Source organism: Micromonospora sp. CA-259024, assembly GCF_050936255.1.
Lineage (GTDB): Bacteria > Actinomycetota > Actinomycetes > Mycobacteriales > Micromonosporaceae > Micromonospora.
The window spans coordinates 1,980,377-1,992,160 of record NZ_JBNJND010000001.1 but is presented as its reverse complement, the minus strand read 5'-3'; the positions used below and the strand labels follow the sequence as shown (position 1 = coordinate 1,992,160).

The window sequence follows — 11,784 nt, the reverse complement described above, 5'->3', positions numbered from 1 at the left end:
CGCGACACCGATTGCTCCCGTATGGGGATAAACTGCGGCAATTCCCGAGATTGACCACACGAGGACTTCCGTGCGTGCCCAGGCCATCATGGAGCGCCCCGGGATCGGCCGGCTGGTGGTCGTACCGCTCGCCTGTTGGCTCGTACCGCTCGCCGCGTACGCCGTGCACGCCCTGTGGCTGCTGCCCCCGGTGATCCTGCTCGGCACGGCCAGCCTGCTGCGCTCCGGCCGCCGCCTGCTCGACCGGCTGGTGCTGGCCCTCGCCCTGCTGGCCGGGCTCACCTGCGCCGCCGGGCTGCTCTTCACCGTCTGGCCCTGGGGTCTGCACCCGGTGCCGGTCACCGGACTCACCCTCACCGGCCTGGCCCTCGCCGCCCTGCTGTCCGGGCGTGCTCCCCGACTGCCCCGCCCCCGATGGTCCGACCTGGTCCCGCTGACCGCCGCGGCGCTCGCCGGCGGTTACCTCGCCACCCCCTACCTGCGGGCGAATGGCTTCGGCCAGCGGCTCAACCTCGCCATGATCGGCGAGGACAACGCCCGCCACCCCGCCCTGTTCGACGTCATCGGCCGCCTCGGCGGCTACCTCTTCGTCGACCCCGACACCGCCCGTGAGCACATCTTCTCCGGGCTGATCCACTACCCACAGGGCTGGCACCTCACCATCGCCCTGCTCGACGGCTTCCAGAACCCCGGCCACACACCCACCGGGCCGGCGCTGCTGGACCACTACATCGTCTGGTGCCTCGCCGCGTTCGCGATGCTGGTGCTCGCGCTGATCTGGGCCGCCCACCACGTCGCCGGCCCCCTGCATCCGCTGCGCCGGCTGGTCCTCGTCATCGCCGTCGCCGCGCTGATCCTCGGCACCGAGCTGCCCCGGCTGCTTGTCGCCGGCTACCCCAGCGAGACGTTCGGGCTCAGCCTCGCGGCGATCCTCATCGCCCTCATCGCCCGCCCCCTGCACCGGCTGCGCGAACAACTCCTCCTCGTCGGGGCACTGCTGATCGGCATCGGCTTCAGCTACTACCTCTTCCTCCTGCCGACCGGCGTCATGGTGCTCTGCTGGCTGATCGCCGACCGGCGCCGGCTACGCACCCGCCCCGGCACCGCCGCCATGGTCGCGGTCCTCACCGCCGGGCTGGCGCCGCTGAGCGCCGTCATCGGCGTGCTCGTCGCCGGCCAGAACGAGGCACTCGCGGCCCCCGGCGGCCCACCGGCGGCCGAGACCTACAGCACCGTTCTCGGGCTCGGCGCACTCGTCGTCGCCGCCGTCCTCGTCCCGAGCAACCTCGGCGAATCCACGTGGCGGCGCTACCTCGTCGCCCTGACCGTCGCCCTGCTCTTCTGCGCCAGCATGGCCGCCGTGAACCTCGCCATCGGCACCCAACCCGCGTACTACTTCGGCAAGACCGCCCACCTGCTCGTCCTCGTGCTCATCGTGGGCACCCCCGCGCTCGCCCGACTGCTGCCGGTACCCTCCCGGAGCACCGACTCCGAGCCACGGCGCCGCCGGATCACCGCTGCCCTGCCCGCGGTCGCCACCGCCACCCTGGTGACGCTCGTGGTGCTCGCCGGCACCGGCCTGATCGGCGCCACCGGCGGCTACTTCCACCGCAGCGCCAGCAACGACACCTGGGCGACGGAGTGGGTCAAGCGCGACCCTCGGGTCATCACCCGCCCAGCGTCGGTCACCGCCGTCGCCGCCCGGGTGTACCCGCCGCTCGCCGGCACCGTCACGCTGGTCGTCGACAAGTGGGGCGCCCATGGCTACCGGGAGTCGGTCTTCCTCTCCGCCATCCAGAGCACCAGCGGTCAGACCGAATCCGGCATCTACTTCGCCACCTTCGAGGAGCCCGCCCGGACCGCCGAGATCCTGCGTCGTACGCCCCGCCCGCTGCGGCTCATCGTCGCCGACCCGGCCGCCCAGCGGGCCATCGACGGGATTCTCGCGGTGAACCCGTCCCTCCGGGACGGCCTGACCGTGGTGCCGCTCAAACCCGCCACCGCACGGTAGCCACGCCGCGCCGACCGGCAGGGCCGCGCGGTGGGCCACCGCGCAGACTAGTCTCGATGGTGTGAGCGGCGGGCACGCCGGCTCCGTGGGCGAGCGAAGCGAGTGGTCGCATGACGGTACGTCGGATCATGGGCACCGAGGTCGAGTACGGCATCTCCGTGCCCGGACAGGCCGGAGCCAACCCGATGGTCACCTCATCACAGGTGGTCAACGCCTATGGGGCCCGCCCGGAACTCAACCGGGGCGGGCGAGCCCGCTGGGACTACGAGGAAGAGTCGCCGCTGCGCGACGCCCGCGGCTTCACCTACTCCGGGGCCGCGTACGACCCGGCGGAGGCGTTGGCCGACGAAGACCTCGGCCTCGCCAACGTGATACTCACCAACGGTGCACGGCTCTACGTCGACCACGCACACCCCGAATACTCCACCCCGGAGGTCACCACCCCCCGGGACGTGGTGCGCTGGGACAAGGCCGGCGAACGGGTGATGGCCGAGGCGTCCCGCCGTGCCGCCACCATCCCGGGCAGCCAGCCGATCCACCTCTACAAGAACAACACCGACAACAAGGGCGCCAGCTACGGCGCCCACGAGAACTACCTGATGCGGCGGCAGACCCCGTTCGCCGACATCGTGGCGTATCTGACGCCGTTCTTCGTCACCCGCCAGATCGTCTGTGGCGCCGGCCGGGTCGGCATCGGCCAGGACGGCGGGCAGAGCGGCTTCCAGATCTCCCAGCGCGCCGACTTCTTCGAGGTCGAGGTGGGCCTGGAGACCACGCTCAAGCGGCCGATCATCAACACCCGCGACGAGCCGCACGCCGATGCCGACAAGTACCGCCGGCTGCACGTCATCATCGGTGACGCCAACCTCTCCGAGATCTCCACCTACCTCAAGGTCGGCACCACGGCGCTGATCCTCAACATGATCGAGGAGAAGGCGCTCGGCACGGATCTCGGCATCGCCGACCCGGTCAGCGAGCTGCGCGCGGTCAGCCACGACCCCAGCCTGTCGCACCGGATGCGACTGCGCGACGGTCGCCGGCTCACCGCACTGGACCTGCAATGGGCGTACCTGGAGCGGGTCCGGTCCTTTGTCGACGACCGGTACGGCACCGACGCCGACGAGCAGACCGTCGACGTGCTCGACCGCTGGGAGAGCGTACTGGACCGGCTCGGCCGTGATCCGATGCTCTGTGCCGACGAGTTGGACTGGGTGGCCAAGCTGCGGCTGCTCGAGGGTTACCGGGAGCGCGAGAAGCTCAGCTGGGGTGCGCACAAGCTCCAGTTGGTCGACCTGCAGTATTCCGACGTCCGGCCGGAGAAGGGCCTCTACCACCGCCTGGTCACCCGGGGGGCGATGAAGACGCTGCTCACCGACGACGAGACCCGCACCGCGATGACCGAGCCGCCGGAGGACACCCGGGCCTACTTCCGTGGTCGCTGCCTGGCGCAGTACGCGTCCGAGGTCGTCGCCGCGAGCTGGGACTCGGTGATCTTCGACGTGGGCCGGGAGTCGCTGGTCCGGGTGCCGATGATGGAGCCGGAGCGGGGCACTCGCGCGCACGTCGGGGCACTGTTCGACCGCTGCGCCAGCGCCAAGGACCTGCTGGAGACGTTGACCGGGGGCTGAGAGCACCCGTCCGGATGCCCGTCGTGTGCCGTAAGCCGGCGCGCGGCGGGCTTTTCGTCGCCCGCGCGAGGTAAGTTCATCGCAGACGATCGTGGAGGAGGCAGCAGTGGCCACTCATGACAGCGGCGGCCAGTCGCAGTCCGGCAAGTCCCGTCAGGGCGAGGAAATCGAGGACGTCACCACCGAGGCCAACCCCGAGGTGGCCGAGCGGCATGCCGAGATCACCGAGGACGTCGACGACCTCCTCGACGAGATCGACTCCGTCCTCGAAGAAAACGCAGAGGAATTTGTGAGGGGTTATGTACAAAAGGGAGGTGAATAGGGCATAGCCGAGCAATTCGGACATGCTTCGTCCCTCGAATGATCGAGATGGTCACCGCCGCTGCCGAGACTGCGGTGAGTGGTTACCGCTCGATCAGTTCTGCGCCAACAGCCGACGGCCGGACGGTCACGGCAGCTACTGCAAGCCCTGCTTCAACGTTCGCTTTAAGGCGAGCCATGCGAAGCGCCTGAAGGAGCGACAGGGCAGGGACGTGCGACAGCTTCCAGTGGTTCCGGAGGGCCATCGGCGATCTCCTGACTGCGCCGCCGTCAAGCCCCTCGACGACTTTCCGCGGAACCGCTCCGGGCGTGCTGGTTACGGCCGATACTGCAAGCCTTGCCACAACGAGAAGGGCAAGGAGAGCAGGCTTCGCCTGCATGGTGGGTCCCGCGAGTATCACCTGCGGCGGCGCTACGGCATCGGGGAGAAGGAGTTCCAGGAGCTCCTGGCCGAGCAGGGCGGGGTCTGCGCGATCTGTGGCGGCGCCGACCCGCAACATCTGGACCACGATCATCGCACCGGATGGGTGCGCGGGATACTCTGCTTCAACTGCAACGGTGGTCTTGGCCAGTTCCGTGACAGTCCCATGAGGCTGGCCAGGGCGATCACGTACCTGAGAGGAACCACGTGGCAGCGGGCTTTGATCCATCCGGGCGTCTACCAGATGTGTTCACCAACGCGGGGACGTCCTCCTTCACGACGTTCCTGAGTCGGGTGGCCCCCGAGATGCTGCCCGGTCGGCGGCCGTTGCCGCCGGGCATGGCGGCCGACCTGGCGCCCCACGCGACCACCATCGTGGCCATCGCGGCCGCCGGTGGCGTCGTGATGGCCGGCGACCGCCGGGCCACCATGGGCAACCTGATCGCCCAGCGCGACATCGAGAAGGTGCACCCGGCCGACGCGTACTCGCTGGTCGGCATCGCGGGCACCGCGGGCATCGGCATCGAGCTGATGCGACTGTTCCAGGTGGAGCTGGAGCACTACGAGAAGATCGAGGGCGCGATGCTCTCGCTGGACGGCAAGGCCAACCGGTTGGCGTCGATGATCCGCGGCAACCTGGGCGCGGCCATGCAGGGCCTGGCCGTGGTGCCGCTGTTCGCCGGCTTCGACCTGGCCGCCGCCGACCCGGCGCGGGCCGGTCGGATCTTCAGCTTCGACGTGACCGGCGGCCCGTACGAGGAGACCGGCTACGACGCGATCGGCTCCGGCTCGCTCTTCGCGAAGTCGGCGCTGAAGAAGCGCTTCCGGGCCGGTCTGTCGGTCGAGGACGCGACCCGGCTCGCGGTCGAGGCGCTCTACGACGCGGCCGACGACGACACCGCGACCGGCGGGCCGGATCTGACCCGCCGGATCTATCCGGTGGTGATGAGCGCGACCGCCGAGGGCACCCGTCGGCTGACCGACGCCGAGACGGCGGCGATCGCCGAGGGCGTGGTCGCCGGCCGGATGGAGAACCCCGGCGGTTGAGCCCCGTCCACCCCCACCAGTCAGCAGTCGTCAGCACAGCGCCGTAAGGAGAACCGCCGCCGTGGCCATGCAGTTCTACGCCTCGCCCGAACAGATCATGCGCGACCGCTCCGAGCTGGCCCGCAAGGGCATCGCTCGGGGTCGCAGCGCGGTGGTCCTCAGCTACTCCGGCGGGGTGCTCTTCGTCGCGGAGAACCTCTCCAGCGCCCTGCACAAGGTCAGTGAGATCTACGACCGGATCGGCTTCGCGGCAGTCGGCCGGTACAACGAGTTCGAGAATCTGCGCCGCGCCGGTGTGCGGATGGCCGACCTGAACGGGCTCAGCTACGACCGGCGTGACGTCACCGGCCGGGCTCTGGCCAACGCATTCGCGCAGACGCTCGGTGCGATCTTCACCGAGCAGTCCAAGCCGTTCGAGGTGGAGATCTGCGTGGCGGAGGTCGGGGCCACCGCGGACGACGACGAGCTGTACCGGTTGACGTACGACGGCTCGGTCAACGACGAGCCGGGGCGGATGGCCATGGGTGGCCAGGCCGAGGCGATCACCGGAGTGCTGAAGTCGCAGCACCGGCCGGACATGTCCCTCGCCGAGGCGGTCCGGGTGGCGGTGCAGGCGTTGAGCGCGGTTGGTGGTGAGGGCGGCGCTGCCCGCACCATCGCCGCCAACCAGCTGGAGGTGGCGGTGCTGGACCGCCACCGGGTGGGGCGTACGTTCCGTCGGATCACCGGCGCGGCGCTGACCGCGTTGCTGGACGGCGATGTCGCGGCTGCCGAGCAGCCCGCGTCGGCGGGTGGCCCGGACACGCCGACGGTGCCGGCGGGGGAGTCGCACAAGCCGACGACGTCGGCGGGGTCCGCCGACCTGGAGGACAAGCCGGCGGACGGTAAGTAACCCGGTCACGGCGGTGGGCGGCCCGCGTTTCGTGGCCGCCCACCGCAGCACGTCCAGCACGGTTCCCGGCGGCGTGTCCGGGCGGTGCGGCCACCGCCCGAGCTGGGGTGGTCAGTGGCGTTTGAGCAGTGGCTTGGCGAGGGTCCAGTAGCTCCCGGCCAGCACGTTGAAGACGCCCATCCCGGGGGCGGCGGCGACGTTGGTGGGGGCGAGTCGGCCGGTCATCAGCTCGGCGAGGACGCCGTCGGGCACTCGACGTTCGGCCTGGAGTTGCCGTCGGCGGGTACGCAGCCAACCCCGGTGCTGCCACAGCCAGCGCCATCCGCGAATCTTGTGCCGGGCCCAGCCTCCGGTGAGCGCGGTGGTGAGCATCGCGGCCTCGGTGAGCAGCAGGGCGGGGGCGAGCACCACCAGGGTGCGCGTCTGGTAGGTGGTGAGCAGGGTGACCAGCCGGTTGCGTTCGAGCAGGTAGAGCTTGAGCGCGTTGCGGGAGAACTCGTAGTGGTGGTGCACCACGGCGTCCGGCACGTACTCCAGGCGCAGGCCGCGTTGGCGCAGCCGCAGGCTCAGCTCGGTGTCCTCGTGGTAGGCGAAGTACTCGGTGGCGAAGCCGTCAAGCTCGCGCCAGAGGCGCCGGTCGATGACGAAGCAGCAGCCGCTCAGTGATGGCACGGAGCGCCGATGGGCGTGGGCGGTGGCGGGTTCGCCGTTGCCGCCGGCCCAGGAGAGGCCGGCGAAGTGCAGCGGGTTGCCGGCGGTGTTGATCAGATCGGGTCGGTCGGCGAGGCGGATGGACGCCATGGCGGCGCCGACGCCTTCCTCGGCGGCCACGGCGGTGGTCTTGGCGAGGGCGTCGGGTGCGACGGTCGCGTCGGAGTTGACGAACGCGAGCCAGTCGCCGGTGGCCTCGGCGGCACCGACGGCGCAGCCACCGGAGTAGCCGGTGTTGTGCTCGGGGCGCAGCATCCGCACCCCGGGGAGGTTCCTGACGGTGTCGATGCCGTCGCCGGTGCAGCCGTTGTCGACGACGATCAACTCGACCGTGACATCGGTGCTGGCGAGGACGGCGCGGGCGGCGTCGACCAGGTACGGCTCGGGGCCGTAGGCCAGCATGACAACGGTGATCCGAGGTGGCGCCATGATCAGGACCCCCCGGTGACTCCCGGCGCGACAGCCTCGCGAGGAGGGGCCTGGGTGGGCACTGGGCGGGACGTGCGGGTGCGTAGCAGGGCGGCCATGGTGGCGGCGACCACGACCGAGCCGATGGCGTAGCCGAGCTCGACGCGCAGCGCGGTGGAGACCGGGGCGAGCGTGGCGACGACGAGTGCGGCCACACCGATGGCCCAGGCGAGGGCCTGCGCCCGGTGCCGGTCGAGGGCGAGCAGCGCCTGGCCGAGGACCATCGCCCACAGGTAGGCGAGGGTGGCCACCGCGAGCCAGGCGAAGTCGCCGTGGCCGAGGACGCCGGGGGCGTCGAAGAGCATCTGCACCAGCCAGGGGCCGAGCAGCACGGCACCCACGGCGCCGGTGAGACCGAGCGCGGTGACGATGCCGAGTGCCCGGCGCAGCAGGCTGTGGAAGCCGGCGAGGTCGCCGGTGGTGGCCGTGGTGGCGAGGCCGGGCAGCAGTGATGCCTGCAGCGAGGCGAACACGAACAGCGGGATCCGGACCAGCACCAGCGCGGAGAGCAGCGCTCCGGCGGTGGCCACGTCGGACGGGTCGAGCACCTTGACGTTGATCACGCCGATGTTGACCACGACCTGGGCGAGCAGACTGGAGACGATGAGGAGGCCGAGGCCGCGCAGCAGGGGCGCCCAGGCCACGGGTGCGCCGCCGCCGATGGCCCGCAGCACCGGTGGCGCGGTGAGGAGGACCCCGGCGACCGGTGCGACGACCAGCACCGCGCCGAACCAGACGGGGTCGGTGACGCCGGTCAGGCCGAGCACAGCGACGAGCGCGATCCGCAGGCCGCCGTCGACGCCGAGCTGGGTGCCGTACCAGGGGAACAGTTGCAGGCCGGAGATCACGCCACGGGTGGTGTGCGCGATGGCGAGCCCGGCCAGCGCGCCGATCAGGACGGTGACCATGGTGCCGTCGCCGGCGAAGAGCCGGTCGGCGAGCGGTTCCCGGGCGACGACGATCAGCGCGACCATGGCGGCGAGCAGGCCGGCGGCCAGGGCCGCCCCCCGGGCCAGTACCGGCCCGGGGGACAGGCCCTGGCTGTGCCGGGCGGCGACGAGCCGGGCGATCTCTTGCTCGACGGGCATGAACAGGCCGATGCCGAGGGTGAAGACGATAGACCAGAGCACCGAGAGGGACGAGTAGTCCGCCTCGGTGAGGCTGTGCCCGGCGACGGCCAGGTGGACGTAGGAGGCCAGCCCCAGCAGGGCGAGGCCGGCGCCGACGGCGACGGTGCCCGGTGGGACCAGACTCAGGAGCCTCCGGATCACCGGCGAATGAGCGCCAACGTGAGGACGGCGAAGGCACGGCCGAGGTAGATCATGGCCTTGGCGGGGGAGTGGCTGGGGGTGCCCGCCATCCGCTTGCGCATGGCCACCGGCACCTGGCGGATGGTGTAGCCACGTCGGGCGGTGTGCACCAGCGTCTCCACGGTGTCGCCCAGGTACTCCACCGGGTACCAGGTCGCGAACATGTCGATCACCCGTCGGTTGGCGGCCCGGAACCCGGAGGTGGTGTCGGTGAGCTTGGTGCGGGCTACGCGGGACAGCACGCCGGAGAGCATGACCATGGCCCAGCGGCGGGGGCCGCGGACGCTGTAGTCGCCCTCGCCGGCGAACCGGGCGCCGATCACCAGGTCGGTGTCGTCGAGCAGGTCGACGAGCTTCGGCACGTACCGGGGGTCGTGCTGGCCGTCCGCGTCGATCTGGATGGCGACGTCGTAGTCGTGGTCGCGGGCGTACCGGTAGCCCAGCCGCATGGCGCCGCCGACGCCGAGGTTGTACGGCAGTTTGGCGACCCGGGCGCCGGCCGCGGCGGCGACAGCGGCGGTGCGGTCGGTGGAGCCGTCGTCGACGACGAGCACGTCGACGCCGGGCAGTTCGCCGCGGACCTCTTGGACCACGTCGGCGATCGAGCCGGACTCGTTGAGCGCCGGAATGATGATCAGGACCCGCTTGCCGTTAACCATCGTGCGACACCAGTTCGTCTCGGGCCGCCCGGTCCGCGTCGATCTCGGCACGGAGGAGGGCGAAGTCTTCTGCCAGGGTGCGGGTCTCTTCCTCCAGGTGGCTGACCTCCCAGCTGAGGTGCACACAGACCAGCAGCAGGAAGACGATGCCGAGGAAGAGCACGAGGCTCACGCCGGAGGCGACGCCGAGCAGCTCGGCGACGTTGTCCAGCAGGCGGGGGAAGAGCGACAGGGGGATGACGATCACCAGGACGCCGAGCCAGAGCATGCCGTACTTCTCGCGGAGCTGCCGGCGGCGCAGCAGCTCGACGATCGTGGCCAGCAATATCAGGCCGGTCAAGCCGGTGACGAGGGTGAGCTTCATGCGACCTTCCACGGGGCGGGCGGAGCGGCGGAGGCGAACGCGGCGGCCAGGGTGGTGTGCCAGTCCGGAAGGGGTGGCAGACCCGCGGCGGCCCAACGGCCGTGCCCTAGCACACTGTACGCCGGTCGGGGGGCGGAACGGGGGGAGCGGTCGCTGGTGATCGGCCGGACCCGGTCGGGGTCCAGGCCGTGCAGCGCGAACACCGACCGGGCCAGGCCGTACCAGGTGGTGCGGCCGGAGGCGGTGCCGTGATAGACGCCCGGCGCGGCCCGGCCGCTGAGCGCGGCACCGACCAGCCGGACGAGTTGGCCGGCCAGCGCGTGGGACCAGGTGGGCTGGCCCTGCTGGTCGTCGACCACGTCGAGGTGCTCGCGCTGCTCGGCCAGGCTCAGCACGGTGGCGACGAAGTTTGACCCGTACGCGCCGTAGAGCCACGCGGTGCGAACCACGTAGCCGGCGTCGGGCAGCAGCCGGACGACGGCGTGTTCGCCGACGAGCTTGCTGCGGCCGTACGCGTTGATCGGGGCGGGCGGGGCGTCCTCGGCGTACGGGGTGCGGGCGGCGCCGGGGAACACGTAGTCGGTGGAGATCTGCACCAGGCGGGCGCCGGTGGCGGCGCAGGCTCGTGCCAGGTGGGCGACGCCGGTGCCGTTGACCGCGGTGGCGACCGCCTCGTGGTGCTCGGCGGCGTCGACGTCGGTCCAGCTCGCGGTGTTGATCACCACGTCGTGTCCGGCGACGGCGGTCGCCACGGCGGTGGCGTCGGTGATGTCGAGATCGCTGCGGGTCGCGGCGGTCACCGTCACGTCCGGTTGGGCACGCAGCTCGGCGAGCAGGTCCCGACCCAGCATTCCGCCGGCGCCGGTGACGAGCACGCGGGTCATGCGGCCGGTGCCGCCTTCAACGGCTCCCACCAGGCCCGGTTGTCGCGGTACCACTGCACGGTCTGCGCCAGGCCGTCGGTGAGATCGATGCTCGGGGCGTACCCCAGCTCTTGATTGATCTTGGTGATGTCCAGCGAGTAACGGCGGTCGTGGCCCTTGCGGTCGGTGACCGGTACGACCCGTTCCCAGCCGGCGCCGCAGGCGTCCAGGAGGAGGCCGGTGAGCTCCTTGTTGGTCAGCTCGGTGCCGCCGCCGATGTTGTACACCTCGCCGGCGCGGCCCTTCTGCTGGACCAGTGCGATGCCCCGGCAGTGGTCGTGCACGTGCAGCCAGTCCCGGATGTTGCCACCGTCGCCGTAGAGCGGGACGGTGCCGCCGTCGAGCAGGTTGCTGACGAACAGCGGGATGACCTTCTCCGGGAACTGGTACGGCCCGTAGTTGTTGGAGCACCGGGTGACCACCACGTCCATGCCGTGGGTGCGGTGGTAGGCCAGGGCGAGCAGGTCGGAGCCGGCCTTCGAGGCCGAGTACGGGGAGTTCGGGGCCAGCGGCCAGGTCTCCGTCCACGAGCCCTCGTCGATCGAGCCGTAGACCTCGTCGGTGGAGACGTGCACGAACCGACCGGTGCCGTGCCGCAGCGCGGCGTCCAGCAGCGTCTGGGTGCCGAGCACGTTGGTGGTGACGAACGGCGCGGCGCCGGCGATCGACCGGTCGACGTGCGATTCGGCGGCGAAGTGCACGATCACGTCGTGCCCCGCGACCACCTCGTCGACCACGGTCGGGTCGCAGATGTCGCCCTGCACGAAGCGCAGCCGCGGGTCGTCGCGGACCGGGTCGAGGTTGGCGAGGTTGCCCGAGTAGGTGAGCTTGTCGAGCACGGTCACCCCGGCGGGCTCGACCTCGGGCACGCCGGAGGCGCTGCCACCAGGCACGCCCAGCAGCATGCGGACGTACTCCGAACCGATGAAGCCGGCACCGCCGGTGACGAGGATCCTCACGGGTCCAGGAGTGTACGCGAAGCGGCGGGCCCGCTGTCGGCGGCGACCGCCGACATGCCGGCGGGGATGG

At 71.0% G+C, this 11,784-nt stretch carries 13 protein-coding genes; 6 read left to right on the top strand and 7 right to left on the bottom strand.

The genetic code is table 11. The features are described 5' to 3' along the window. Window positions 1-70: 70 nt before the first annotated feature. The 3 genes from ACQEUX_RS08535 (at window position 71) to ACQEUX_RS08525 (ending at window position 3,961) form a co-directional block, all read left to right on the top strand. The gene (locus tag ACQEUX_RS08535) at window positions 71-2,011 is read left to right on the top strand and encodes a hypothetical protein (protein WP_433043778.1); all 1,941 of its coding nucleotides are present in this window, start codon (window positions 71-73) and stop codon (window positions 2,009-2,011) included. A 110-nt stretch (window positions 2,012-2,121) separates the two neighbouring features. Beyond that, window positions 2,122-3,639, top strand: a complete 1,518-nt coding sequence (gene dop / locus ACQEUX_RS08530; protein WP_433043775.1) for a depupylase/deamidase Dop — start codon at window positions 2,122-2,124, stop codon at window positions 3,637-3,639. A gap of 106 nt (window positions 3,640-3,745) precedes the next feature. Next, window positions 3,746-3,961, top strand: coding sequence for a ubiquitin-like protein Pup (locus ACQEUX_RS08525; RefSeq protein ID WP_088948111.1), 216 nt, complete (start codon window positions 3,746-3,748; stop codon window positions 3,959-3,961). A gap of 82 nt (window positions 3,962-4,043) precedes the next feature. Here the strand turns inward: ACQEUX_RS08525 and ACQEUX_RS08520 are convergent, their stop codons facing one another. After that, window positions 4,044-4,475: a hypothetical protein gene (locus tag ACQEUX_RS08520; protein ID WP_433050008.1), complete on the bottom strand. Its 432-nt coding sequence runs from the start codon at window positions 4,473-4,475 to the stop codon at window positions 4,044-4,046. Here ACQEUX_RS08520 and ACQEUX_RS08515 point away from each other — a divergent pair. The 3 genes from ACQEUX_RS08515 (at window position 4,362) to prcA (ending at window position 6,320) form a co-directional block, all read left to right on the top strand. After that, window positions 4,362-4,670, top strand: coding sequence for an endonuclease VII domain-containing protein (locus ACQEUX_RS08515; protein ID WP_433049672.1), 309 nt, complete (start codon window positions 4,362-4,364; stop codon window positions 4,668-4,670). The two genes, ACQEUX_RS08520 and ACQEUX_RS08515, sit on opposite strands and share 114 nt — an antisense overlap. Continuing rightward, window positions 4,589-5,428 carry a proteasome subunit beta gene (gene prcB / locus ACQEUX_RS08510; protein ID WP_433043771.1) on the top strand — a complete coding sequence of 280 codons (840 nt, stop codon included), beginning with the start codon at window positions 4,589-4,591 and terminating at the stop codon, window positions 5,426-5,428. Before ACQEUX_RS08515 ends, prcB begins: the two co-directional genes overlap by 82 nt. A 61-nt stretch (window positions 5,429-5,489) precedes the next feature. After that, on the top strand, window positions 5,490-6,320 hold the full coding sequence (prcA, locus tag ACQEUX_RS08505) for a proteasome subunit alpha (RefSeq protein ID WP_433043768.1): 831 nt from the start codon (window positions 5,490-5,492) through the stop codon (window positions 6,318-6,320). 111 nt (window positions 6,321-6,431) lie between these two features. Here the strand turns inward: prcA and ACQEUX_RS08500 are convergent, their stop codons facing one another. From ACQEUX_RS08500 to rfbB, 6 genes are read right to left on the bottom strand one after another with little or no spacing between them, the layout of a single operon-like run. Continuing rightward, entirely contained in the window at window positions 6,432-7,460 is a 1,029-nt protein-coding gene (locus ACQEUX_RS08500) for a glycosyltransferase family 2 protein (protein WP_433043765.1), read from the bottom strand. Between the two features lie 2 nt (window positions 7,461-7,462). Next, window positions 7,463-8,770: a polysaccharide biosynthesis protein gene (locus ACQEUX_RS08495; protein ID WP_433043762.1), complete on the bottom strand. Its 1,308-nt coding sequence runs from the start codon at window positions 8,768-8,770 to the stop codon at window positions 7,463-7,465. Further along, complete coding sequence (locus ACQEUX_RS08490; RefSeq protein ID WP_433043759.1) at window positions 8,767-9,468, bottom strand: glycosyltransferase family 2 protein; 702 nt, start codon at window positions 9,466-9,468, stop codon at window positions 8,767-8,769. Before ACQEUX_RS08490 ends, ACQEUX_RS08495 begins: the two co-directional genes overlap by 4 nt. Beyond that, window positions 9,461-9,832 (bottom strand): DUF2304 domain-containing protein, encoded by a 372-nt coding sequence (locus ACQEUX_RS08485; protein WP_088989662.1) that lies wholly within the window; start codon window positions 9,830-9,832, stop codon window positions 9,461-9,463. Before ACQEUX_RS08485 ends, ACQEUX_RS08490 begins: the two co-directional genes overlap by 8 nt. Further along, window positions 9,829-10,716 carry a dTDP-4-dehydrorhamnose reductase gene (rfbD, locus tag ACQEUX_RS08480; RefSeq protein WP_433043756.1) on the bottom strand — a complete coding sequence of 296 codons (888 nt, stop codon included), beginning with the start codon at window positions 10,714-10,716 and terminating at the stop codon, window positions 9,829-9,831. The genes ACQEUX_RS08485 and rfbD overlap by 4 nt, the downstream gene beginning before the upstream one ends. Then, window positions 10,713-11,714 carry a dTDP-glucose 4,6-dehydratase gene (gene rfbB, locus ACQEUX_RS08475; protein WP_433043753.1) on the bottom strand — a complete coding sequence of 334 codons (1,002 nt, stop codon included), beginning with the start codon at window positions 11,712-11,714 and terminating at the stop codon, window positions 10,713-10,715. Before rfbB ends, rfbD begins: the two co-directional genes overlap by 4 nt. Between the last annotated feature and the right edge of the window lie 70 nt (window positions 11,715-11,784).